We start from the raw sequence: 22,745 nt of genomic DNA on the forward strand, positions 1-22,745 counted from the left end.
GAGGTCGTGATGACCACCGCCGGGGACCTGATGGTGATCCGCCCGCGCCGGCTGGAACTGCCGGTCTGGTTGATCGCGTTCGGCCTGGTGCTGCGATGGCTGTGGCGGGGCATCTGGTGGTGCCTTCGCCACCCGGTCGCCGTCGCCCTGGTCGTGGCCGGGGTGAGCCTCTACCGCGAGTTCGGCCGGACGGGCGTGATCGTGCCCGTGGTCCTGGCCGCTGCCGTGTCGGCGGTGTGGCGGTGGCGGCACGAGTCGTCCTGGTGGACCTGGTGCGCCGGTCCGATCCTCGGCCGCTTCCGTCAGCTCTTCGTCTACCAACGGGCGTGGCGTGAGGCAATGACCCTCTGCGGCCTGGTTAAGGTGTACGACCACCGCACGGTCCTGCCGGAGTTGCTGCGGGTCCGTTCGGATCAGGCGCTCGACGTGCTGACCATCCGCATGGTCCGTGGCCAGACACCGGAGGAATTCCAGAAGACGACGGCGAACCTGGCGTACGCCTTCGGCCGGCGGCACGCCCGGGTCTACTCCGAGCGTCCCGATGACCCGCCGATCCGGTCGGGCTACTGGGCGCTGGTCCTGGGCGCGGTGGACCGGCTGCGGTTCCGGGACCGGCCCTCGGTGGTCTACCTCGTGGTGGTCCGCACGGACGCGCTGCGCACACTGGTCGACCCGTTCGACGTCCCATCGGTGCCCGACTTCACCGCCCTACCCCTGGCGCGGCGCGAAGACCTGCGGCACTGGTACCTACACCTGCTCGCCACCCACGTCCTCATCGGCGGCGCCACCCGCTCCGGGAAAGGCTCGGTGCTGTGGTCGCTGGTCCGGGTCCTGGCCGGTGGGATCTCCTCCGGGTTGGTCCGGCTGTGGGTGATCGACCCCAAGGGCGGCATGGAATTCGCCATGGGTCGGCCGCTGTTTGCCCGGTTCGCCTGCAAGTCGTTCGAGGCCATGGCCGACCTGCTCGACGAGGCCGTCACCGTGATGCGGGAGCGGCAGACCCGGCTTGCCGGTGCCGTGCGGGTGCACACTCCGACCCTGGCTGACCCCCTGGTCGTGGTCGTCATCGACGAGATGGCGGCACTGACCGCGTACCTCCAGGATGTGGACCTGCGCAAGCGCATCGCCGGCTCGCTCGGGCTGCTGCTGTCGCAGGGTGCCGGTGTTGGCGTCCTGGTGGTGGCCGCGTTGCAGGACCCCCGCAAGGAGGTTCTGCCGTTCCGGGACCTGTTCCCGACCCGGATCGCCCTCGGCCTGACCGAGGCTGCTCAGGTCGACCTCGTGTTGGGCGACGGTGCCCGCAACCGGGGTGCCCTCGCCGACCAGATGCCGCGCTGGGCCAAGGGCGTCGGCTACGTGATCCTCGACGGCACTCCAGAGCCCGCGCGGGTGCGCTTCTCCTACATCTCCGACGATCACATCCGGGAGTTGGCCGCCGAGTATCCGGCGCCGGCCGACGCGGCGGACATCCTCGCCCAGGTCGGCCGGGAAACCGCCACCGAGCCAACCCGGCCGCCCCTGCCCCGGCAGCGTCGCGGACCGCTGCTGCCGGATTCGCTGCTCAACATCCTCGACCGAGACACCGACAGGGGTGAGCCGCGGTGACCGCCCCGACCGACGGCCGAACCTTCTACCGGCTCCGTGCACCAGGCGTCGACGGTGCCACCAGCACGGCGGTATCCGTGCGCGTCGACCCCGCCCGGCCCGACCCGTACCCGGTCTATCTGGCGGTCGGTGGCGGCCGGCGCCGCATGTACCTGACCCCCGACGAGGCGTGGGCGCTGTGGCGCTGCCTCTCCGAAGCGGTGGCCTCCCTCGGCGAGCCACCCGACCACATCCATACCCGCGTCGCCCCGGCCCGGAGGTAACCGATGTCTTTCAAGAGCTTCTTCCTCGGCACCCACCGCCTCAAGCCGCTGCACATCGAACTCAACGGCTCCCCGGACCGGCTCGCCGGTGCCCTGCACGGCCTGGCGCACATGGTCAACCGCCGCCGCGACCTCAACGGCCAACGAATCTGCATCATCCTGACCGTCCGCGACAACGGCAGCGGCCGATGATCCGCCAACGCGCCGAGTCCGGCGTCCGGGTGCTGATCCTGCTCGCCATCGGCACCATGGCCGGCGCCGCCGCCTTCACCCACGTCCACGACCTGACCGTCGCCCACGGACAGCCCGACTGGATCGGCTGGGCCAACGCCGTAGCCGTCGAGCTGATGGCGATCTACCTCGGCCTGGAGATCCGCGCCCGCCGCCGTGATGGTCGACCCGTCGGCCTGGTCGGCGTGCTCCTGATCGCGTTCGCGCTGCTCTCCCTCGCCGCCCAGGTCGCCGAAGCCGAACCGTCCGTCTGGGGCTGGATCGTCGCGGCGGTGCCGTCGCTGGCCTTCCTCGCTCTGGTGAAGGTCGTCCTGTCCAGCGAACCCACCGCCGCGCCGGCTCCTGAGGCCGATCAGCCGCAGGGCGATTGGTACGACGAGCCGCAGCCCGTCGAACCCGCGCCGGTTCCGGTGATGCCGCCGGCATCAGTTGCGGTGCTGCCTCCGGTCGGGGTCGTCCAGTCCAATCGGCCCCAGGTCGTCGGGATCATCCGATGACGGCCACCCTCGCTGCCGGGCGGCGGCTACCGGAACTCGTGCACAACCTCGATCAGTCCGACGATGTGGGCGTTGAACTCGTCCAGATCCTCGGCCGGTACCCACAGCTCCAGAATGGTCTTCCCGCCGGCCTGGCGGACCGGGTAGCGGCTCAGGAACTCCGACTGCACCCGGAAGCGGGTCACGTAGCCGACGCCGGACGCGGGCACGTTCCAGTCTCGGGCGATCATCACTGCGTAGTCCTCGTTCAGGACCGGGTAGAAGATCGGCTGATCCGGCAGGCGCGGCGGCCATGCCCGCCATCCGGACTCGCGGACGAGATCCAGCTCTTTCGGCCCGGTTGGGCGCCACAGCACCGTCGTACCGTCATCGCTGTTCATGTCGACCTCGCCGTTCGGGTTCTTGGTGAGCCCGGACAGTACCGGCGGACCTGCATCCGGGACCACCGCATTCGACGCGCGGCAGGGGCGGGCCGATGACGGCTCCGACCCTGCCCGGTCTCGAACCCGCCCCGACCCCGGTTGCTCCTCGCCCGGGGTCGCGGGCAGCCCGCATGGCGCTGCCCCGCTCGATCGACGTCCTCAAGGACATCGCCATCGAGTACGGCGTCTGCGTCCGCCCGCTCGCCATGCGCCGCACCGACCTCGACACCGGCCTGACCGAAGTCATCGACCTGCCCTGCGGCGCGACCCGCGAGGACAAGTGCCCGCCGTGCGCCAAAAAGAACCGGCGACTGCGGCAGGCCCAGATCCGCGAGGGCTGGCACCGCGACGACGAACCACTACCCGGCCCAGAACCCGAAACCGAAGCGCAGAAGTCCCTGATCCTGTTCCGCGCACACCTGGAGTTCTCCCGCGACGAGGCCGTACGCGCCGCTCAGTGGGACCAGGTGACCGACCTCGACGAGGCTATCCGCGAGGTAGAGGAAGCCATCGCCGCTGAGGGCCTGCGCGGGCGCGTCGGACCACCCCACGTCACCGAAGACGAGGACCAGGACGACGAGCCCGGCCCACGGCGCAAGCGCTCCACCAAGCGGCGCCAGGACGCCCCCGAACTGCCCCGGCGCAGGGTCGAGCGCCGCACCGTCGGCAAGACCTACACCGCCCCGGACGGCTCGACCTACCAACCGTCGATGTGGCTGACCCTCACCCTCGACTCGTACGGCCCGGTCCGCCCCGATGGCACCCCGGTCAACCCGGCCAGGTACGACTACCGCCGTGCAGCCTGGGACGCCGTGCACTTCCCCCGGCTGCTCGATCGGTTCTGGCAGAACCTTCGGCGGTGCGAGGGCTGGAACGTCCAGTACGCCGGCTGCGTCGAGCCGCAACGCCGACTCGCCCCGCACGCTCACTTCGCTATCCGGGGCACCATCCCTCGCGACGTGCTCCGCACCGTGGCGGCGGCCACCTACCACCAGGTGTGGTGGCCCTCGGTCGACGTCCAGCGCTACACCCTCGACCGGCTCCCGGTCTGGGACGAGCAGGCAGCGGCATGGGTCGACCCCGACTCTCGCGAACCGCTGACCACCTGGACGGAAGCCCTCGACGGCATCGACGACGACCCGGACGGGGAACCGGTGCACGTCGTGCGCTTCGGCGCCCAGGTCGACGCCCGCGGCGTCATGCCCGGCACCGAGGACGCCGAACGGACCATCCGGTACGTCACGAAATACATCACCAAGCACACCGGAGACTGCCACAAGGCCACCACCGACCGGCAACGCAAGCACCTCGACCGGCTCTGGCAGCAACTCCAGCTCACCCCCTGCACCGACCGGTGCGCCAACTGGCTGCTGTACGGCGTCCAGCCCAAGAAGGCGCACGCCAAGCTCAAGCCCGGCCGCTGCAAGGGCAAGGTCCACCAGCGCGACACGCTCGGCATCGGTGGCCGACGCATCCTCATCTCCCGCGACTGGTCCGGCAAGACCCTCGCCGACCACAAGCACGACGCGCGGGCATGGGTCCGGGCACTGCTCGGCGTCACCACCGACGGCACGCGGCTCGTCGACGACCAGGGCGACACCACCGAACGGGTCCGGCACGCCTGGGAACTCGCCCGCCCCGATGACCCCGACGTCGGCCCGATGACCCACCGGCTCATGCGCTCGATCAGCGAACGTGCCCGCTGGCGGTCCGAACTGCTCGCCGCCAAGGACCGGGCCGCGCAGGGCTCCGCAGATCTTTCGGCAACTCAGCACAGCGCACAGCACGACGGGGAGGAAACGCAGTGAATGAGGAGTTGTTGACCGTGCCGGAAGTGCTCGCCGAGCTGCGCGTACCGCGCTCGACCTGGTTCTACTGGCGGCAGACCGGCAAGGGACCACGGGTGATCAAGCTCCCGAATGGGCAGCTGCGGGTCCGCCGGTCAGCGCTCGGTCGGTGGCTCGGCGACCTGGAGCAGGACGCCGCGTGAAGAGCTACGAGGTCCAGATCTGGGAGATCGTTAAGCGCGCTGACCGGAAGGCTCGACCGTGGCGGGTCCGCTGGGCGGTGAGCGGCCAGCGCTTCGAGGACTTGTTCCGTACCAAGGCCCTGGCGCACTCGTTCCGCGCCGAACTGGTCCAGGCGGCCAACGCGGGGGAGCCGTTCGACCCGGCCACCGGCCGCCCGGTCTCCGAGGCCAGAACCAAGAACCCCACCACCTGGTACGCGCACAGCCGCGCGTACGTCGAGATGAAGTGGTCCGGGCGGCGGCCAAGACCCGGCGCTCGATCGTCGAAGCGCTGACCTCCATCACGGTTACCCTGACCCGCCCGGCGAAGCGGGGTCGACCGACTGACGCCCTGCTCCGGGAGGCGCTGTACCTCTACGGCCTCAACCCGCGCCGCTGGTCCGACGAGATACCCACTGAGCACGCGGCGGCGCTGGCCTGGCTGGAAACCGCGTCTCTCCCGGTAGTCGAGCTGGACTCACCCGCGATGGTCCGCCGCGTCCTCGACAGCCTCTGCGTACGTCTTGACGGCAAGCCCGCGGCCGCCTCCACCGTCCAGCGGAAGCGGGCGACCTTCTACAACGTGCTCGGGTACGCCGTCGAGCTGGAGCTGATCGCTTCCAACCCGGTCGACCGGGTCCAGTGGACCGCCCCCGAGGTGGCGCAGTCCATCGACCGGCGGGTGGTGGCGAACCCGGCCCAGGTCGCCACGCTGCTGGAGGCGGTGAGATCTCTCGGCAAGCGCGCCGACAAGGTCACCGCGTTCTTCGGCTGTCTCTACTACGCAGGCATGCGTCCTTCGGAAGCGGCAGACCTACGGCGGGAGGACTGTGACCTTGCCGGCCGGTGCGCCGACTGCGGTACTGACTTCGACGATCTGGCGGCGGTCAAGCCTTCCCGGTCCTGTGACCACGAGAAGATCGAATATCGCTGGGGCCGCCTGGTGCTCGCCGGCACCTCGCCGCGCGCGGGGTCGCACTGGACCGATGACGGCGGTTCGCACGAGCGGCGCGGCCTCAAGCACCGGGGGAGGGCTGAGACTCGTACGGTTCCGATCCCGCCCCGGCTCGTCGAGCTGCTGTCCGCGCACGTCGAGAATCACGGGGTCGGCCCGGACGGTCGATTCTTCCGGGGCCTGCATGGCGGCCCGCTCTCCGAGTCGGTGTACGACCGCTGGTGGAAGCTCGCTCGCGAGAAGGCGCTGACCGAATCGCAGGTCGCCTCACCGCTCGTCCGCCGGCCCTACGACCTACGTCACGCGGCGGCCTCACTCTGGCTGAATGCCGGCGTCCCACCGACCGAGGTCGCCCGGCGCCTGGGGCACGGCGTCGCCGTCCTGCTCCGCGTCTACGCCAACTGCATCGACGGCGGAGATGACACCATGAACGACAGGATCGGCGATGCGCTCGGATGACAGCGTGCTGGACGTGGTGTGCCAGTCTGGAGCCGTGTCGAAGCCTCGCCGGTTCGCCCTTTGGGTAGTGCCTCCCCTGCTGACAATGGGGGCGGCCGTCGCAGCAGGTCTCGCGGGGCCCGAGGCTTCGGTGACAGGCCCGCACGTCTGGCTGCTCGGGGTCTCAGCTCTGCTCAGTTCTCTGGCGGCCACGGCGGGGCTGTCTCTAGGTGGTCTGCCACGTGACATTAAAAAAAACCTCACGGCGACATACGTCGTTTAGCCGCGGCTGGCTGTGGGCAGACCGTGGGCGGCGTGAAGGCTGTCGTGAGCTGTCAGGATTGAATCGCCAGGTCAGGGACCCTGGCGGTGGCAGTAATGCCGACGCCCTGTAAATCCGTCGCGAAAGCTTCAGAGGTTCGAATCCTCTACCCGCCACCAGGTGCAGACACGGCCCCTGACCAGCAGAGATGCTGATCGGGGGCCGTTGTCGTTGATCTAGTCGAGTTCGGCTGCGTCCAGCCGCTGACGACAATGCTGCCTCCGGGTGAAGCCTCAGTTTGGAAGAGCGCGCTCAGCCGGCTGTGATGTCCGAAAGGTCTGCTCGCGGGGGCCGGCCGCCCAGTGACGTCTAGTGCCCGCCGGTGACCACCCGGCCCTGCGCCGACTGATCGGGAACGGTCCAGGATTGTCTGTCCGTTCGGCGTTGTTGACCTTGAGCCCCACCCATGCGCGGGTCGGCCGGCCTACTGTGTCGTCGTGCCTGGACCCGACGATGCCACTGACACACACGTCAAGGTTCGTTCGCGACGCTGGCGTATCTGGCTGCTGTCAGTTGTCGCCGTTGCCGCCTGCTGTTTCGGCGTGCTCAAGGTGAGAGACGCCCCTGCGACTGAGGCGCAAGGCTATGTGTCTCAGATCAGCGTGCGCGGTTACGAGCGGGTGCACGACCACATCGATCCTGGTACAGCACCCGCCGAGCAGCGCGCCGCAGTCGCGATCTTCGTCGGCCCTCCGGACGACAACGTCGTCGCCCGCGTGTCCGGACCAGGGCTCGTTGTCGGCACTCCAGCAACGGATCCGGCCTTCCCTGACTTCGAAATGATCGGCTACGGCAGTTGGCGCGGCTGTTTCGTGCACGTCGATCGCTGGAAGACGAGTGATCCACCCATGTCGTACCAACTGACGACCGAGCATCTGACCGCGTTCCGGGCGGGACGGCTGTCCGTGCTGTCCATCGCTGTTGGATGTGGCGGTGGATGACCGCGCGCTCCGGGCGGCCTCTCGAGTCCTCGCTGCTTCCGTGCCGCCTTGCCGTGGGCGTCTTTTCGCTTCGAGGGCAAGCCATCAACGCGACATCGCCGTGCGCCGATATTTTCGCCGGCACGAGTCAACACGGGGCCCGATCGCACGAGCGGTCGGCCGGACATGTCGCCGCCTCCGGCCCAACAGCCGGCACCGTGTCGGCCTGCGGCCAAAGTCGGCTGACCGCCGAATTCTCCCGCTGCGGGCGCACGCTGGCGAAGCACTGAAGCCGAGGTGCGGGCGTCGCGGTGGTCAGTGTTGGTGCGCGTGGCGGTAGGTCGGCGCCCACATCGATGGCGACTTCGCCACACCAGCGCTTATCGTATCTGCCGTCATCGATGAAAGTTCCACGCCTAGCTGCGCATACCTTGCCTGTGGTCAGCGTTCGTTCTGCTGGCAACCAAACTGAAATGAACCCGACGAGGTACTAGCGGGATGGCGGAGAGCCGGTATGGTGGTCGATGGCCGGATCGGAGGCGCACGTTCGTCGCGGGCTGTTGAGCGTTGCTGACGGTGACCGTCGTACCGGATGTGGCAGTGCCTACAGCTGGACCCGAATTGCGTTGAAGGTCGCATTCAACACTGGGTGAAACGGTTAAGCGACCTGCAGGCTCGTGATCTGGCCCGGTGCGTTGGGGGCGGTAGGCCGAACGGCGGGAAGTAACAGACGGTGGGGCCAGTCAGGCGACCACCACTTCTCTGGCTGCCCGCGCTGTGGCACGATCGTGGAACCTCCATCAACGCTGTACATCTCCCGACAGGAGCGATCATGTCTGGTCGAAGGCTAGGCCGACTCGGTGGGTCTCTCCTCCTTGTTCTTGCTGCCGCCGCCATCGTCGCCTTCCCCGCTGGCCTCTATGACAGCAGCGCTCGCGGAGCTCAGGCCATCGATCTCATCTGGACCGTCGCTCCGGAAGGCACTATCGTCGGCAGCGGTCGCTGACTCGTTCAGCTCACCCCAAGCCACGGGCGGTAAACCGCAGGCGCCGTAGGGAGCGGTATGGCTCCGCGTGATCGATCGCGACGTCGTTCGGCGGATCGTGCATGGTTCATCACCGCGCCACTGGTGTTCTTCGCCGCGATCTGTTCCATCGTCACGGGGCTGGTGTCGTCCCAGCCCTTCGGTGACTGGCTCCTCGCGCTCCTGTTGCTGGTCGCCATGGCCGCCGTGGGTATGCCGGTCCTCAACTTTGTGGTCCGGCGGCAGTCGTTCGGCATGACCCTGACCGAGATTCCGCTGGTGTTAGCGCTGTTTCTGCTGCCACCGCTGACCGTCGTCGCGATCTACACGGTGGCGTCCATGCTCACGCAGACGCGGCACCGGTTCGCGCCTGTCAAGTTCTGGTTCAACGTGGCCAAGGCTGCCGCCGGGACCTCTCTCGCCGTCCTCCTCCTTCAGGCGCTACCGCCGTCGAAGGAGGTGGACGACCCCGGCACCTGGCTGAGTCTCTTCGCGGCCGTGACCGCGGTGATCCTGGTCAGCCTTCTCGGCATCGTCGGCGTGCACACCCTCCTACAGGGTTGGCAGGCGGGACGGGACTCTCTCCGCACCGCACGGCCCGCCCTGCTCACTGCGGCGATCAACGTCTCGCTCGGTCTGATCATCCTGATCGCTGTCACCACCACCTGGTGGTCGTTGGTGCTGCTGGCCGCTCTCGGTGCGGCACTGGTCCTGGTCTACCGCTCCTACGCGGAGTTCTTCCGGCAACACCGGACGCTGGCCGCGATGTACGACCTCACCCGCGCTATCGGGGAGCGCGGCCAGGACGGCACCCTCGTCGATGCGCTCCTGGGTCGGGTCCGGGCCCTGATGCAGGCCGAGTACGCCACGCTGTGGCTGCCCGCCCAGGGCCGCCATCCCGAGGTGCTGCTCACCGCCCGGGTCGACGACTCGGGGCTGTTGGACGTCGTACCCACGCCGGCGTCCCTTCGGCAGCGAGCGTCGGACGAGGGGCGGACCATCGCGGTGGGGCGCGCTTTCGACGAGAAGGCGAACGAGCGCCAGGCGTTGAGCCACAGCAAGATCAAGGACGTCATCGTGGTGCCGCTCCGGTCCGGCCAGGCGGTCATCGGCACCCTGGAGGTCGCCAATCGGCTCAGCGATGTCGGTCATTTCACCCGTGGTGACATCCCCATCTTCGAGACGGTCTCCGCGCACGCCGCCGTGGCCCTGGAGAATTCGCGACTGGTCGACCGGCTGCGGCACGACGCGCACCACGACACGTTGACCCGGCTGCCCAACCGGCGACGGATCACCGGAGCGCTGGACGAGTCGGTCAAGATTCGCGCGCCGGGCGAGGTGGTGGCGCTGCTGCTCTTCGACGTCGACGGGCTGCGCCAGGTCAACGAGTCCCTGGGTCACGCCGCCGGCGACAAGGTCCTCACCGAGGTCGCCAACCGGTTGCGGGCCAGCGCACCGTCGTCGGCTCTGGTGGGCCGTGCCGGCGGGGACGAGTTCCTGGTGACACTGCGGTTGGAGAGCGCCGAGGCCGCGCTCGAGTTGGCCGCCCAGCTGCGCGACCAGATCCGCGACGAGATGGTCTTCGACGCGCTCACCCTCGACGTGAACACCGCCGTCGGGGTGGCCGTACACCCGGATCACGGCAGCGACGCGGCGACCCTGCTGCTTCGGGTCGACCTCGCGGCCACCGCGGCCAAGTCGGTGCCGGGCAGTGTGCAGCTGTTCAACCCCGCGCTCGAGTCCCGTTCACTGCGCCGGCTGGGCCTGGCCGGCGACCTGCGCCGAGCACTGGACCAGGGCGAGTTGGAGGTCTACTTCCAGCCCAAGGTGACGCTGCGAGACCGGCGCCTGGTCGGTGTCGAGTGTCTGGCCCGCTGGGAGCACCCGGCGCACGGCACCGTCGCACCGGAGGACTTCGTGGCGGTGGCCGAGCACACCGGCCAGTTGAGCCGGCTCACCGAGGTGGTGCTGCGCGAGGGCCTGCGCCGCAGTCGGGACTGGGCCCTGGCCGACCAGCCGCTGCCCATCGCGGTCAACCTCTCGGCTCGTACGCTCATCGACCAGCACTTCCCGGACCGGGTCCAGGAGTTGTTGACCGAGTACAAGGTGCCGGCGCAGCGCCTCACCCTGGAGATCACCGAGTCGGGGGTGCTGGACGGCACGGACCGACCCATTCCCACCCTGCAACGGCTGCGGGATCTCGGCGTACGGCTGTCGGTGGACGACTTCGGCACCGGCGACTCGTCCCTGGCGCACCTGCGGCGGCTGCCGGTGCACGAGGTGAAGGTGGACCGCTCCTTCGTGCAGGGCATGGCTACCGATCCGGGGGACCTGGCGATCGTCAACGCGGTGGTGACTCTCTCCCAGCAGTTCGGCCTGGCGGTGGTGGCCGAGGGGGTGGAGAGCGAGTTGACCCTGGAGCTTCTCCAGGACATCGGTTGTGAGATCGGGCAGGGCTTCCTGTTCAGCAGGCCGCTGCCGTACGAGCGGTTGGCTGCCTGGTTCGGTGCCCAGGTCGAGCCGGAGACGATCTCCAACGGGGAGCTGCCGCGCCTTCGAGTCGTGCCCTGAGCAGGGCGCGGACGATCACGGGGGATCCGATTTCACCTGTCGAGCCGGGCCGTGTACTCTTACTCCTGCGCGCCCCACGGGGAGATCGCGCAGGCCCCCTTAGCTCAGTCGGCAGAGCGTCTCCATGGTAAGGAGAAGGTCTACGGTTCGATTCCGTAAGGGGGCTCGAGGGTTCAGCTGGACCCATCGCAGCGGTGTAGCTCAGATGGTAGAGCAAGCGGCTCATAATCGCTGTGTCGCCGGTTCAAGTCCGGCCACCGCTACTCTCGTCTTCCGGGCTAGTTGCCGGTGGTCGTAAGAATGGGCGCTTCTGGCGCCCACTTTGCATGTCCGCGCTGTCAGCGTCTAGGCTGGCGCGTCGTAGTTGTTTCCGTTAGCGAGGAAGGCACTCCGCCGTGGCGAAGGCTACCGATGTCCGGCCGAAGATCACTTTGGCGTGTGTGGAGTGCAAGGAGCGCAACTACATCACGCGCAAGAACCGGCGCAACGACCCCGACCGCATCGAGCTGAAGAAGTTCTGCCCGCGCGACGGTCGGCACACGGTCCACCGCGAGACCCGCTGATCGCTGGCCGGCCTTTGGCCGGCCACCGTCGAAGCTTTTCCGATCGCCGATCTGACCGGTGTGGTGCGGCTCAGCCGCCGCCTACCGATCAGGTCGGCGATTGGGCTTTCCGTGTAGGTTCGCCGCATGCCTCTGGACGCCTCCTTCGTCGGCCGGACCTATCCGCCGACCGCCCCCTACCAGGTGGGCCGAGAAAAGATCCGCGAGTTCGCCACCGCCATCGGCGCCACCGATCCGGCCCACCACGACCCGGAGGCCGCGCAGGCGCTGGGCCACCCCGACGTGGTGGCTCCGCCGACCTTCCCGGTGATCGTCACGATGGCCGCGAGCCGCCAGATCATCGAGGACCCGGCCCTGGGTGTCGACTACAGCCGCCTGGTGCACGGCGACCAGCGGTTCGCGTACACCAGGCCGGTGTTCGCCGGCGACGAGCTGGTCTGCACCAACACCATCGAGGACGTCAGCACCCGGGGTGGGCACGGCTTCCTGACCACCCGCACCGACGTGAGCACCGTCGGCGGGGAGCCCGTGGTGGCGGTCTGGGCCAGGTATGTCATCCGTGGGGAGGCGTGAGATGGAGTTGCCAGCACAGACGTTTCGGGTGACCCGTGCGGACCTGGTCCGTTACGCCGGCGCCTCGGGCGACTTCAACCCGATCCACTGGAGCGACCGGGTCGCCACCTCTGTGGGTCTGCCCGGGGTGATCGCCCACGGCATGTTCACCATGGCTCTGGTCGGCCGGGCGGTCACCGAGTGGGCCGGTTCGCCGGACGCGGTGGTGGAGTACGGCGTGCGGTTCACCCGGCCGGTGGTGGTCCCGGACGACGACCAGGGGACCGAGATCGAGGTCACCGCGCGGGTCCGCGAGGTGACCGAGGATGGTCTCACCCGCCTGGAGGTGACCGCCACCTGCCTGGGGGAGAAGGTGCTGTCACAGGCGCGGGCAACCATCCGGTCGGCGCGCTGAACAGAGCCCGCCACGCGTGGCGGAGAGACCGGTTGGGAAAGTCGGGCGGCTACCCGTACACTGGTCCGCCGTGGGGCAAGTGACCCCTGCTCGGTCGTCTGTGGCCGCGTGGGGCGAGTGTTGCCGCATAGGGGTGTAGCTCAATTGGCAGAGCAGCGGTCTCCAAAACCGCAGGCTGCAGGTTCAAGTCCTGTCACCCCTGCGCCTCAGGCCTGACCGTTCCCGTGGGTCGCGCCGCCAGCTCGGCGGCGTCCGGCCCGTGGTGGTGGCATCGGCGGGGTGGTTCCGAGGCAATCGGGCCCTCCGGCTGATCCACCGGCCGCGGCCCGTCGCGGGACGGTTGGGTCCGGCCGGCGTGACCAGCGCCGCGTACGCCACTCGGCGTGCGACCCAAGATTCCGCGACGGAGGGCGAAGTGGCCGACAACAAGCGGCGCGACGACGACGGCGACGATCGTCTGGACGACGAGATCGTCGACGACGTGGCCGACGACGACGCCTCCGGCGCGGACGAGCCGGTTTCCCGGGGTGGCACCGCCACGCGGTCCCGCGCCCGGGCGGAGTCGGCGGACAGCCGGCCGACCACCCGGTCGGAAACGGGTCGGGTGGGCGTCTTCGGGCGCATCGCCCGGTTTTTCCGCGAGGTTGTAGCCGAACTGCGTAAGGTCATCTGGCCGACCCGCAAGGAGTTGCTGACCTACACCGCCGTGGTGGTGGCGTTCGTCGCGGTGATGCTGACGATCGTGGGTGTGCTGGACTTCGGCTTCGCCAAGGTCGTGTTGTTTGTCTTTGGCAACTCGGACTGACCGGCTGCCTCCAGCCATAGTGACGGAAGTGAGCGAGCGTGCCTGAGTACGACGAGACCGCCGGAGAAGTGGACGAGCAGTCCACGGTCGCGACGGCGGCTGGTGACGAGTCGGTTGAGGCCGCCAGCGAGCCGGAGTTCCCAACGACCGAGCCCGCACCGGACGAGGACTACGACCCGGTCGCGGAGCTGAGGCAGAAGCTGCGTTACGCGCCGGGTGACTGGTACGTGGTGCACTCTTACGCCGGCTACGAGAACAAGGTCAAGACCAACCTCGAGACCCGGATCACGAGCCTCGACATGGAGGACTTCATCTACCAGGTCGAGGTGCCGACCCGGGAAGAGGTCGAGGTCAAGAACGGTAAGCGTTCGCAGATCCAGGCGAAGGTCTTCCCGGGTTACATCCTGGTCCGGATGGAGCTGACCGCCGAGTCCTACTCGTGTGTCCGCAACACCCCGGGGGTGACCGGCTTCGTCGGCGCTACCGACCGGGCTGACCGGCCCGCTCCGCTCTCGCTCGACGAGGTGCTGAAGTGGCTGGCGCCGGCCGTCGAGACCGAGCAGAAGAAGGCGAAGCCGGAGATCAAGGTCCTCGACTTCGAGGTGGGCGACTCCGTCACCGTCACCGACGGCGCGTTCGCGTCGCTGCCGGCCACGATCAGCGAGATCAACGCCGACCAGCAGAAGCTCAAGGTGCTGGTGTCGATCTTCGGTCGGGAGACTCCGGTGGAGCTCAACTTCAACCAGGTCGCCAAGATCTGACTGGTCGTCGGCGGCGGGTCCGGCCCGCCGCCGACGTCGGCGTACGCGCTCTCGCTCGACCTCGGCGGACGAGTGGGCTGCGGCCTGCGCTACTCTTGAATGTCGCCGCTGTCGCACCGCGCTGACCGTGCGCGCCCGAGGGCGGCGACAGCCGCTTTTTCCCAGCTCCAAGCCCCAGGAAGTGACATGCCTCCGAAGAAGAAGCTCGTCAAGACGTTCACGCTTCAGTTGCCGGCGGGCCAGGCCACGCCGGCGCCGCCGGTCGGCCCCGCGCTCGGCCAGCACGGCGTGAACATCATGGAGTTCTGCAAGTCCTACAACGCGCAGACCGAGTCCCAGCGGGGCGACATCGTCCCCGCCGAGATCAGCGTGTTCGAGGACCGGTCCTTCACGTTCGTGCTGAAGACCCCGCCCGCCGCCCGGCTGCTGCTCAAGGCCGCCGGTGTGCAGAAGGGGTCTGGCGTTCCGCAGTCCGACAAGGTCGGCGCGGTCAGCCGCGGCCAGCTCCGTGAGATCGCCGAGAAGAAGATGGCCGACCTCAACGCCAACAGCATCGAGCAGGCCGAGAAGATCATCGCCGGCACCGCCCGGTCGATGGGCATCACCGTCAACGACTGACGTCGGCCCAGGCCGTCGACCCAACCGTGGGAGGGCTCGCGCCGAGCGGCCCGCCAGAGACCACAGGAGTAATCAGCAATGCAGCGCAGCAAGAGCTACCGCAAGGCCGCCGATGTCATCGACCGGTCGAAGCTCTACACCCCCACCGAGGCCGTGAAGCTGGCCAAGGAGACCACCAACGTCAAGTTCGACGCCACGGTCGAGGTCGCCATGCGCCTCGGCGTCGACCCCCGCAAGGCGGACCAGATGGTCCGCGGCACGGTCAACCTGCCGCACGGCACCGGTAAGACCGCCCGCGTGATCGTGTTCGCCAGCGGCGCGAAGGCCGAAGAGGCCGCCGCCGCGGGTGCGGACGAGGTGGGCACCGACGAGTTGGTCGCCCGGATCCAGGGTGGTTGGCTCGACTTCGACGCGGCGATCGCCACGCCGGACCAGATGGCCAAGATCGGCCGGATCGCGCGGATCCTGGGCCCGCGCGGTCTCATGCCGAACCCGAAGACCGGCACGGTGACCATGGACGTCACCAAGGCGGTGCAGGACATCAAGGGCGGCAAGATCACCTTCCGGGTGGACAAGCACTCCAACCTGCACCTGATCATCGGCAAGGCCTCCTTCACCGAGGGCCAGCTGGTGGACAACTACGCGGCGGTGCTCGACGAGGTGCTGCGCGCCAAGCCGTCCGCGGCCAAGGGCAAGTACCTCCGCAAGGTCATCCTGACCACCACGATGGGCCCGGGTGTCCCGGTCGACCCGAACCTGGTGAAGAACCTTCGGGAGGACCAGGCCGAGGCCTGAGTCGACAGTTCGCTCCACCGGGGCGCCGCCACGACCGTGGCGGCGCCCCGGCGCGTTCGAGGTGTGGCAGGCTCGGGCCCATGCGGCTGGAGAACGTCTGGTTGCGGTACCACCGGCGGGGGCCGTGGGTGCTGCAGGGCATCGATGTGCGGATCGGCCCCGGCGAGGTGGCGATCGTCCTGGGCCGCAACGGGGTGGGCAAGTCGACACTGCTCCAGGTGGCCGCGGGGGTCCTCCGTCCGGGCCGGGGCCGGGTCTCCGGCCGGCCGGCGCGGGTGGGCTGGGTGCCGGAGCGGTTCCCCGCCGACCAACCGTTCACGGTGGCCCGCTATCTGACCGGGATGGCCCGGGTGGCGGGGCTGGGCAGGGCCGCGGCCGACGAGGCGGTGACCTCCTGGATCGACCGGCTCGGGCTGTCCGCCTTCCGCTCGGTCCGACTGCCCGAGCTGTCCAAGGGCACCGCGCAGAAGGTCGGCCTCGCCCAGGCGATGCTGCGCCCGCCGGGCCTGCTGGTCCTCGACGAGCCGTGGGAGGGGCTGGATGCCACCACCCGTGAGCTGGTGCCCGAGCTGATCGCCGAGGTGCTCGCCGCCGACGGGTCCGTCCTGGTGAGCGACCACCGCGGCGAGACGGTCCGGCTGCCGGCCGCGCGTCGCTGGTTGGTGGCCGACGGCTCGCTGGCCGAGGAGACGTCGTCGACGGACGAGACGATCGCCGTGGTCGAGGTCGCGGTGCCGGCCGCGCGGGTCGCCGGCACCGTCGCCCGGTTGCGCGCCGAGGGCCATCAGGTGCTGCGGGTACGCTCCGACGCCGCCACCGCCGTGCCCCAGGGCGGACCCGCCGAGCCGCTCCCGGCAGCGGGCGCCGCCCCACCCGCCGAGCCGCCGATCAGCGTGACCGGGCAGCCGGAGGCCGCCGACGCGGCGGTCGAGCCGGCGGCGGGGGAGGCCCGGTGAGCGCCCTGATCCGGATGCGGTTGGCCGGTTTCCTGCGTACCGGCCGGGCGGTGGCACCGCTGCTCGCCGGCCTGATCACGCTCGGCATCCTGTACGGCGGTGGCCGTGCCCAGCCGGCGGAGGCGTACGGCGTCTCCGCTGTCGTGCTCTTCCCGGTGCTCGCCTGGCAGACCAAGATCCTGTTGGACGTCGAGCCGGACGTGCAGCGTCGGCTGGCGCAGGTGACGGTCGGGGTGGCGCGGGAGCGGCTGGCCGGGCTGCTCGCCGCAGCGGTGGCGGCGCTGGTGACGGTGGCCGTCGCGTTGCTCTTCCCGTGGCTGGTGGGCGGGGTGTCCGGCCCGGTCGATCCGGGGGACCGGTCGATTCCGGTCGGGCTCGCGCTGGGGCTGTGGGCGCACCTGCTGGTCGTACCCGCTGCTGTTGCTCTTGGTGCGCTGGCCAGCCGGGCATCGGTGGGCGGCGCCGGGTACGGCGTCGCGGTGTTGGCCCTCGGCGGGGTCGGCGCCGTGGTGCTCGGCCTGACCGGTTCGGTGGCCCCCTGGCTGGCTCCGCCGATCATGGCGGCGGCGCGCACCACCGGCGGCGAGGCCGCCGCGCTGACACTGCTGGGGCTGAGCGGGTGGGCGTTGGCCTGGAGTGGTGCCGTCGTCGGCGGCTACCTGTGGCGGCGGCGGGCCCAGGGCTGACCGCCACCGGCGTCGGTGGCGCGGCTCACAGGGGGCGATTTGGTGCTGGTGACCCGGGCGCGTAGTCTTCAACAGTCATCCGTGTTCTCATGGATGAGGAACCACCCAGAGACCGCTGGTCACCGTGCTCCGGCACGGTCGAAGGTCCCGCGACAACGGGCGACCCGCGTAGGGCGGCAAGCGTAACTCGGCAGTGCACGTGGTCCGCCGACCATGATGATCTGCCGGCCCTCGCCCCGTGCGCCCTGCGCCGGGGCTTTTTCGTTGTCGTGCTGCCTCCGCCCCCGTTCCGGCTTCGGCCGAGACGGGGACCAGCCTCGAGTAACGAGAGAGGAGGGACATGGCGGACAAGCCGATCCGGGCCGACAAGGCCACGGCCGTCGCTGAGCTGACCGAGAGCTTCCGCAGCTCGGGCGCCACCGTGCTGACCGAGTACCGCGGTCTGACGGTTTCCCAGCTCACCCAGCTTCGGCGCTCGCTCGGCGCCGACACCAGCTACACGGTCGCGAAGAACACGCTGGCCAAGCGTGCTGCGACGGACGCGGGCATCACCGGCCTCGACGAGCTGTTCACCGGTCCTACCGCGCTGACTTTCGTTTCGGGCGACGTCGTCGAGGCGGCGAAGGGGCTTCGCGACTTCGCGAAGGCCAACCCGAAGCTCGTCATCAAGGGCGGTGTCTTCGAGGGCAAGGCCATTTCCGCGGCCGAGGTCACGAAGCTTGCCGACCTGGAGTCCCGCGAGGTGCTGCTGGCCAAGCTGGCCGGCGCGATGAAGGGCAACCTGAGCAAGGCCGCGGCCCTGTTCCAGGCCCCGCTGTCGAAGACCGCCCGTCTGGCGGCTGCACTGCAGGACAAGCGCGAGAAGGAGGGCGCCGAGGCGGCCTGAGGCCCCCACGGCGCACCAGTTCTTACTTAACAGAAACAGGAAAGGACGCCAGACATGGCGAAGCTCAGCACCGACGAGCTGCTCGACGCGTTCAAGGAGATGACGCTGATCGAGCTCTCTGAGTTCGTGAAGCAGTTCGAGGAGACCTTCGAGGTCACCGCCGCTGCTCCGGTCGCGGTTGCCGCTGCCGGCGGTGGCGCCGGTGGCGCTGCTGCCCCGGCCGAGGAGGAGAAGGACGAGTTCGACGTCATCCTCGAGGCTGACGGTGGCAAGAAGATCCAGGTCATCAAGGTCGTGCGTGAGCTGACCGGCCTGGGCCTCAAGGAGGCCAAGGACGCGGTCGAGTCCGCGCCGAAGGCCATCCTGGAGAAGGTCAACAAGGAGACCGCCGACAAGGCGAAGGCCAAGCTCGAGGGCGAGGGCGCCAAGGTCACCCTCAAGTGACCTGACGTTCCACCTACGCGTACCCGGCTCGTGAGCTGGGACACGATTCGCGTGGCGGCGGGCGGTGATCCGACACGGATCACCGCCCGCCGTATTGGTGGTGTTGGCTCCGATCGGCCCTGAGCTGGGGCTCCGACCTGCGGATCCAGCGACCGGAACGAGGGCGGCCGGTCGCTCTCCAGGGGGAAACACGGGGCGAGGGCAATACCGGCCCTTGACGCGGCCCGGGGCTGCCAGGCACGCTGACACCAGCAAGACACCGCGCTTGCGACGGCCACGACGTGGGTATGACAGCGGCGGCACCATCGGCCGCGGTAACCCGAGCGGCCCAGTGGGGAGTTGCGTTCTGAGCGGCCCGGCTGACCCCGGTAACGGGGGCCGAGGAGCGCTCCGCAAACAACCTGCGGGGTGGGCTGGACAGCGGTTAGCCTCTCGGCTACACTGCTAGTTTGCGCTGCCTTCCGACTTGACCCCTGCTCGGAAATGTCCGTTTACGGATATTTCTGGTGGGGTCATTGGAGTGCACGCGTACCAGCCGTTCTGCAGCACCGGTCCTCGGAAGGACGCATCTTGGCAGCTTCCCGCCCTGCGAAGACCAGTCGTACGTCGAGCGCATTCGCTCCCCGCCGAGTTTCATTCGGCAGGATCACCGAACACCTCGAGGTCCCCAACCTCCTTGCCATTCAGAACGAGTCCTTCGACTGGCTCGTCGGCAACGAGGCTTGGCAGGGCCGGTCGGCGGACGACCCGCACGCACGCTCGGGTCTCGCGGAGATCCTTGAAGAGATCAGTCCCATTGAGGACTTTTCCGGCACCATGTCGCTCTCCTTCTCAGCGCCGCGCTTCGACGAGGTCAAGGCCTCGATCGAGGAGTGCAAGGAGAAGGACCTGACCTACTGCGCTCCGCTCTTCGTGACCGCGGAGTTCACCAACAACACCACTGGCGAGATCAAGAGCCAGACGGTGTTCATGGGTGACTTCCCGATGATGACGCCCAAGGGCACCTTCGTCATCAACGGCACCGAGCGCGTCGTGGTCAGCCAGCTCGTCCGGTCTCCGGGCGTCTACTTCGACAAGCAGCCGGACAAGACCTCCGACCGCGACCTCTCCAGCGTCAAGGTCATCCCGAGTCGGGGTGCCTGGCTGGAGTTCGACATCGATAAGCGCGACACGGTCGGCGTACGTATCGACCGTAAGCGTCGCCAGGCCGTCACCGTCCTGCTCAAGGCCATCGGATGGTCGGCCGAGCGGATCCGTGAGCGGTTCGGGTGGTCCGAGCTGATGATGACGACGCTCGAGAAGGACCACATCGCCGGCGCCGATGAGGCGCTGCTCGACATCTACCGCAAGCTGCGCCCTGGCGAGCCGCCGACGCGCGAGAACGCCCAGACCCTGCTCGACAACCTCTTCTTCAACCCGAAGAGGTACGACGTCGCCAAGGTCGGGCGCTACAAGTTCAACAAGAAGCTCGAAGTCGACGTGCCGATCACCACCGGCACGCTGACCGAGGACGACATCGTCGCCACCGTGGAGTACCTGTGCCGGCTGCACGCCGGTGAGGAGGGCTACGAGGCCGACGACATCGACCACTTCGGCAACCGGCGGCTCCGTACCGTGGGCGAGCTGATCCAGAACCAGGTTCGGGTCGGCCTGTCCCGGATGGAGCGGGTCGTCCGTGAGCGGATGACCACGCAGGACGTCGAGGCGATCACCCCGCAGACCCTGATCAACATCCGCCCGGTGGTGGCGGCGATCAAGGAGTTCTTCGGGACGTCCCAGCTGTCCCAGTTCATGGACCAGACCAACCCGCTGGCGGGCCTGACCCACCGGCGCCGGCTGAGCGCGCTCGGCCCGGGTGGTCTGTCCCGGGAGCGGGCCGGCTTCGAGGTCCGCGACGTGCACCCGTCCCACTACGGCCGGATGTGCCCGATCGAGACGCCGGAAGGCCCGAACATCGGCCTGATCGGCGCGCTGTCCACCTTCGCCCGGGTCAACCCGTTCGGCTTCATCGAGACGCCGTACCGGAAGGTCGTCGACGGTCGGGTCACCGACCAGATCGACTACCTGACCGCGGACGAGGAGGACCGGTTCGTCAAGGCCCAGGCCAACGCGCGCCTGAAGGCTGACGGCACGTTCGCCGAGGACCGGGTGCTCTGCCGTCGTAAGGGCGGCGAGACCGAGGACGTGGTCCCCGCCGCCGTCGACTACATGGACGTCTCGCCTCGGCAGATGACCTCGGTCGCGACCGCCATGATCCCGTTCCTCGAGCACGACGACGCCAACCGGGCACTGATGGGCGCGAACATGCAGCGCCAGGCGGTGCCGCTGGTCAAGGCCGAGGCGCCGCTCGTGGGTACGGGCATGGAGTACCGGGCCGCTGTCGACGCTGGCGACGTGGTGGTCGCCGAGGTCGGCGGTGTGATCGAGGATCTCTGCGCCGACTACGTCACCATCCACCAGGATGACGGCCACCGCCGGACGTACCTGCTGCACAAGTTCCGCCGCTCCAACGCCGGCTCCTGCGTCAACCAGAAGCCGGTGGTCTTCGAGGGCGACCGCGTCGAGGCCGGTCAGGTCATCGCCGACGGTCCCTGCACCGACGAGGGCGAGATGGCGCTCGGACGCAACCTGCTGGTGGCGTTCATGTGCTGGGAGGGCCACAACTACGAGGACGCGATCATCCTGTCGCAGCGCCTCGTGCAGCAGGACGTGCTCACCTCGATCCACATCGAGGAGCACGAGGTCGACGCCCGGGACACCAAGCTCGGTCCGGAGGAGATCACCCGCGACATCCCGAACGTCAGCGAGGAAATGCTCGCTGACCTCGACGAGCGCGGCATCATCCGGATCGGTGCCGAGGTCGTCCCCGGCGACATCCTGGTCGGCAAGGTCACGCCCAAGGGTGAGACCGAGCTGACCCCGGAGGAGCGGCTGCTCCGCGCGATCTTCGGTGAGAAGGCGCGTGAGGTTCGGGACACCTCGCTGAAGGTGCCGCACGGCGAGACCGGCACGGTCATCGGTGTGCGTACGTTCTCCCGCGAGGACGGCGACGAGTTGCCGCCGGGTGTCAACGAGCTGGTCCGGGTCTACGTCGCCCAGAAGCGCAAGATCCAGGACGGCGACAAGCTCGCCGGCCGGCACGGCAACAAGGGTGTCATCTCGAAGATCCTGCCGATCGAGGACATGCCGTTCCTGGAGGACGGCACCCCGGTCGACATCGTGCTCAACCCGCTCGGTGTGCCGAGCCGGATGAACATCGGCCAGGTGCTGGAGACCCACCTCGGTTGGGTCGCCAAGACCGGTTGGAAGGTCGAGGGTGACGACGCCGACTGGAAGCGCCAGCTGCGCTCGATCGACGCGCACGAGTCCGAGGGGGACACCAACGTGGCCACCCCGGTCTTCGACGGTGCCCGCGAGGAGGAGATCTCCGGCCTGCTCGAGTCGACCCTGCCCAACCGGGACGGCAAGCAGCTGATCGGGCGTACCGGCAAGGCGCAGCTGTTCGACGGTCGTTCCGGTGAGCCACTGCCGGACCCGATCGCCGTCGGCTACGTCTACATCCTGAAGCTCAACCACCTGGTCGACGACAAGATCCACGCTCGGTCGACCGGACCGTACTCGATGATCACGCAGCAGCCGCTGGGTGGTAAGGCGCAGTTCGGTGGTCAGCGTTTCGGTGAGATGGAGTGCTGGGCGATGCAGGCGTACGGCGCTGCCTACGCCCTGCAGGAGCTGCTCACGATCAAGTCCGACGACGTGCTCGGCCGCGTGAAGGTCTACGAGGCCATCGTCAAGGGCGAGAACATCCCGGAGCCGGGCATCCCGGAGTCGTTCAAGGTGCTGCTCAAGGAGCTGCAGTCGCTGTGCCTCAACGTTGAGGTGCTCTCCAGCGACGGTGTGGCCCTGGAAATGCGCGAGACCGACGACGAGGTGTTCCGGGCCGCTGAGGAGCTGGGCATCGACCTGTCCCGGCGCGAGCCGAGCTCGGTCGAAGAGGTCTGAGGTGTG

23 protein-coding genes and 3 tRNA genes are annotated in these 22,745 nt (G+C 68.8%); 25 read left to right on the forward strand and 1 reads right to left on the reverse strand.

Annotated features, from left to right (window positions below):
* The first annotated feature begins 9 nt into the window (after window positions 1-9).
* The 4 genes from IF22_RS0107640 to IF22_RS0107655 are packed head-to-tail and all read left to right on the forward strand — an operon-like array spanning window position 10 to window position 2,596.
* On the forward strand, window positions 10-1,605 hold the full coding sequence (locus IF22_RS0107640) for an FtsK/SpoIIIE domain-containing protein (protein WP_030329840.1): 1,596 nt from the start codon (window positions 10-12) through the stop codon (window positions 1,603-1,605).
* Complete coding sequence (locus tag IF22_RS0107645) at window positions 1,602-1,868, forward strand: hypothetical protein (protein ID WP_030329842.1); 267 nt, start codon at window positions 1,602-1,604, stop codon at window positions 1,866-1,868. Before IF22_RS0107640 ends, IF22_RS0107645 begins: the two co-directional genes overlap by 4 nt.
* Window positions 1,869-1,871: 3 nt before the next feature.
* A complete protein-coding gene (locus tag IF22_RS0107650) occupies window positions 1,872-2,060 on the forward strand; it encodes a hypothetical protein (protein ID WP_030329844.1) in 189 nt (62 codons plus the stop codon).
* Complete coding sequence (locus tag IF22_RS0107655; RefSeq protein ID WP_030329846.1) at window positions 2,057-2,596, forward strand: DUF2637 domain-containing protein; 540 nt, start codon at window positions 2,057-2,059, stop codon at window positions 2,594-2,596. The genes IF22_RS0107650 and IF22_RS0107655 overlap by 4 nt, the downstream gene beginning before the upstream one ends.
* Window positions 2,597-2,622: 26 nt before the next feature.
* Here the strand turns inward: IF22_RS0107655 and IF22_RS0107660 are convergent, their stop codons facing one another.
* Window positions 2,623-2,976: a hypothetical protein gene (locus tag IF22_RS0107660; protein ID WP_030329848.1), complete on the reverse strand. Its 354-nt coding sequence runs from the start codon at window positions 2,974-2,976 to the stop codon at window positions 2,623-2,625.
* A 95-nt stretch (window positions 2,977-3,071) separates the two neighbouring features.
* Between IF22_RS0107660 and IF22_RS0107665 the strand changes: the two genes are divergently transcribed.
* From IF22_RS0107665 to rpoB, 21 genes are all read left to right on the forward strand, one after another.
* Window positions 3,072-4,826: a replication initiator gene (locus tag IF22_RS0107665; protein ID WP_030329850.1), complete on the forward strand. Its 1,755-nt coding sequence runs from the start codon at window positions 3,072-3,074 to the stop codon at window positions 4,824-4,826.
* A complete protein-coding gene (locus tag IF22_RS0107670; RefSeq protein ID WP_030329852.1) occupies window positions 4,823-5,008 on the forward strand; it encodes a helix-turn-helix transcriptional regulator in 186 nt (61 codons plus the stop codon). Before IF22_RS0107665 ends, IF22_RS0107670 begins: the two co-directional genes overlap by 4 nt.
* On the forward strand, window positions 5,005-5,322 hold the full coding sequence (locus IF22_RS35835) for a hypothetical protein (RefSeq protein ID WP_245233564.1): 318 nt from the start codon (window positions 5,005-5,007) through the stop codon (window positions 5,320-5,322). The genes IF22_RS0107670 and IF22_RS35835 overlap by 4 nt, the downstream gene beginning before the upstream one ends.
* The gene (locus tag IF22_RS32920) at window positions 5,274-6,440 is read left to right on the forward strand and encodes a tyrosine-type recombinase/integrase (RefSeq protein ID WP_245233565.1); all 1,167 of its coding nucleotides are present in this window, start codon (window positions 5,274-5,276) and stop codon (window positions 6,438-6,440) included. Before IF22_RS35835 ends, IF22_RS32920 begins: the two co-directional genes overlap by 49 nt.
* Window positions 6,441-7,178: 738 nt before the next feature.
* Window positions 7,179-7,682: a hypothetical protein gene (locus IF22_RS34930; RefSeq protein WP_156057380.1), complete on the forward strand. Its 504-nt coding sequence runs from the start codon at window positions 7,179-7,181 to the stop codon at window positions 7,680-7,682.
* Between the two features lie 1,042 nt (window positions 7,683-8,724).
* The gene (locus tag IF22_RS0107680) at window positions 8,725-11,256 is read left to right on the forward strand and encodes a putative bifunctional diguanylate cyclase/phosphodiesterase (protein ID WP_030329854.1); all 2,532 of its coding nucleotides are present in this window, start codon (window positions 8,725-8,727) and stop codon (window positions 11,254-11,256) included.
* Between the two features lie 93 nt (window positions 11,257-11,349).
* Window positions 11,350-11,422, forward strand: a tRNA-Thr gene (locus tag IF22_RS0107685).
* A 24-nt stretch (window positions 11,423-11,446) separates the two neighbouring features.
* A tRNA-Met gene (locus tag IF22_RS0107690) sits at window positions 11,447-11,519 on the forward strand.
* A gap of 132 nt (window positions 11,520-11,651) precedes the next feature.
* Window positions 11,652-11,819, forward strand: coding sequence for a 50S ribosomal protein L33 (rpmG, locus tag IF22_RS0107695; RefSeq protein WP_007073056.1), 168 nt, complete (start codon window positions 11,652-11,654; stop codon window positions 11,817-11,819).
* Window positions 11,820-11,945: 126 nt separating this feature from the next.
* Window positions 11,946-12,392 carry a MaoC family dehydratase N-terminal domain-containing protein gene (locus tag IF22_RS0107700; protein ID WP_030329856.1) on the forward strand — a complete coding sequence of 149 codons (447 nt, stop codon included), beginning with the start codon at window positions 11,946-11,948 and terminating at the stop codon, window positions 12,390-12,392.
* Between the two features lies 1 nt (window position 12,393).
* Window positions 12,394-12,786 carry a MaoC family dehydratase gene (locus IF22_RS0107705; RefSeq protein WP_030329858.1) on the forward strand — a complete coding sequence of 131 codons (393 nt, stop codon included), beginning with the start codon at window positions 12,394-12,396 and terminating at the stop codon, window positions 12,784-12,786.
* Window positions 12,787-12,915: 129 nt separating this feature from the next.
* Window positions 12,916-12,988, forward strand: a tRNA-Trp gene (locus tag IF22_RS0107710).
* 213 nt (window positions 12,989-13,201) lie between these two features.
* Entirely contained in the window at window positions 13,202-13,591 is a 390-nt protein-coding gene (gene secE / locus IF22_RS0107715; protein WP_030329860.1) for a preprotein translocase subunit SecE, read from the forward strand.
* A gap of 38 nt (window positions 13,592-13,629) precedes the next feature.
* Window positions 13,630-14,352, forward strand: coding sequence for a transcription termination/antitermination protein NusG (gene nusG / locus IF22_RS0107720; RefSeq protein WP_030329862.1), 723 nt, complete (start codon window positions 13,630-13,632; stop codon window positions 14,350-14,352).
* Between the two features lie 186 nt (window positions 14,353-14,538).
* A complete protein-coding gene (rplK, locus tag IF22_RS0107725) occupies window positions 14,539-14,970 on the forward strand; it encodes a 50S ribosomal protein L11 (protein WP_030329864.1) in 432 nt (143 codons plus the stop codon).
* 78 nt (window positions 14,971-15,048) lie between these two features.
* Entirely contained in the window at window positions 15,049-15,765 is a 717-nt protein-coding gene (gene rplA, locus IF22_RS0107730) for a 50S ribosomal protein L1 (protein WP_030329866.1), read from the forward strand.
* An 80-nt stretch (window positions 15,766-15,845) separates the two neighbouring features.
* Entirely contained in the window at window positions 15,846-16,721 is an 876-nt protein-coding gene (locus IF22_RS0107735; RefSeq protein WP_036411012.1) for an ABC transporter ATP-binding protein, read from the forward strand.
* Window positions 16,718-17,407: a hypothetical protein gene (locus IF22_RS0107740; RefSeq protein WP_030329870.1), complete on the forward strand. Its 690-nt coding sequence runs from the start codon at window positions 16,718-16,720 to the stop codon at window positions 17,405-17,407. The genes IF22_RS0107735 and IF22_RS0107740 overlap by 4 nt, the downstream gene beginning before the upstream one ends.
* A gap of 340 nt (window positions 17,408-17,747) precedes the next feature.
* The gene (gene rplJ / locus IF22_RS0107745; protein WP_030329872.1) at window positions 17,748-18,293 is read left to right on the forward strand and encodes a 50S ribosomal protein L10; all 546 of its coding nucleotides are present in this window, start codon (window positions 17,748-17,750) and stop codon (window positions 18,291-18,293) included.
* Between the two features lie 54 nt (window positions 18,294-18,347).
* The gene (gene rplL, locus IF22_RS0107750) at window positions 18,348-18,737 is read left to right on the forward strand and encodes a 50S ribosomal protein L7/L12 (RefSeq protein WP_030329874.1); all 390 of its coding nucleotides are present in this window, start codon (window positions 18,348-18,350) and stop codon (window positions 18,735-18,737) included.
* A 570-nt stretch (window positions 18,738-19,307) separates the two neighbouring features.
* A complete protein-coding gene (rpoB, locus tag IF22_RS0107755) occupies window positions 19,308-22,739 on the forward strand; it encodes a DNA-directed RNA polymerase subunit beta (RefSeq protein ID WP_030329876.1) in 3,432 nt (1,143 codons plus the stop codon).
* The last annotated feature ends 6 nt before the right edge of the window (window positions 22,740-22,745 follow it).

The sequence above is a fragment of the Micromonospora parva genome, from assembly GCF_000718515.1.
In the GTDB taxonomy this organism is placed as follows: Bacteria; Actinomycetota; Actinomycetes; order Mycobacteriales; family Micromonosporaceae; genus Micromonospora; species Micromonospora parva.

What these genes read in the sequence shown, in the direction of transcription:
- IF22_RS0107640 (WP_030329840.1), top strand. Translation starts at nt 10, where the DNA reads ATGACCACCGCCGGGGACCTGATGGTGATCCGCCCGCGCCGGCTGGAA.
- IF22_RS0107650 (WP_030329844.1), top strand. Translation starts at nt 1,872, where the DNA reads ATGTCTTTCAAGAGCTTCTTCCTCGGCACCCACCGCCTCAAGCCGCTG.
- IF22_RS0107655 (WP_030329846.1), top strand. Translation starts at nt 2,057, where the DNA reads ATGATCCGCCAACGCGCCGAGTCCGGCGTCCGGGTGCTGATCCTGCTC.
- IF22_RS0107660 (WP_030329848.1), bottom strand. Translation starts at nt 2,976, where the DNA reads ATGAACAGCGATGACGGTACGACGGTGCTGTGGCGCCCAACCGGGCCG.
- IF22_RS0107665 (WP_030329850.1), top strand. Translation starts at nt 3,072, where the DNA reads ATGACGGCTCCGACCCTGCCCGGTCTCGAACCCGCCCCGACCCCGGTT.
- IF22_RS0107680 (WP_030329854.1), top strand. Translation starts at nt 8,725, where the DNA reads ATGGCTCCGCGTGATCGATCGCGACGTCGTTCGGCGGATCGTGCATGG.
- IF22_RS0107700 (WP_030329856.1), top strand. Translation starts at nt 11,946, where the DNA reads ATGCCTCTGGACGCCTCCTTCGTCGGCCGGACCTATCCGCCGACCGCC.
- IF22_RS0107705 (WP_030329858.1), top strand. Translation starts at nt 12,394, where the DNA reads ATGGAGTTGCCAGCACAGACGTTTCGGGTGACCCGTGCGGACCTGGTC.
- rplK (WP_030329864.1), top strand. Translation starts at nt 14,539, where the DNA reads ATGCCTCCGAAGAAGAAGCTCGTCAAGACGTTCACGCTTCAGTTGCCG.
- rplA (WP_030329866.1), top strand. Translation starts at nt 15,049, where the DNA reads ATGCAGCGCAGCAAGAGCTACCGCAAGGCCGCCGATGTCATCGACCGG.
- IF22_RS0107735 (WP_036411012.1), top strand. Translation starts at nt 15,846, where the DNA reads ATGCGGCTGGAGAACGTCTGGTTGCGGTACCACCGGCGGGGGCCGTGG.
- rplJ (WP_030329872.1), top strand. Translation starts at nt 17,748, where the DNA reads ATGGCGGACAAGCCGATCCGGGCCGACAAGGCCACGGCCGTCGCTGAG.
- rplL (WP_030329874.1), top strand. Translation starts at nt 18,348, where the DNA reads ATGGCGAAGCTCAGCACCGACGAGCTGCTCGACGCGTTCAAGGAGATG.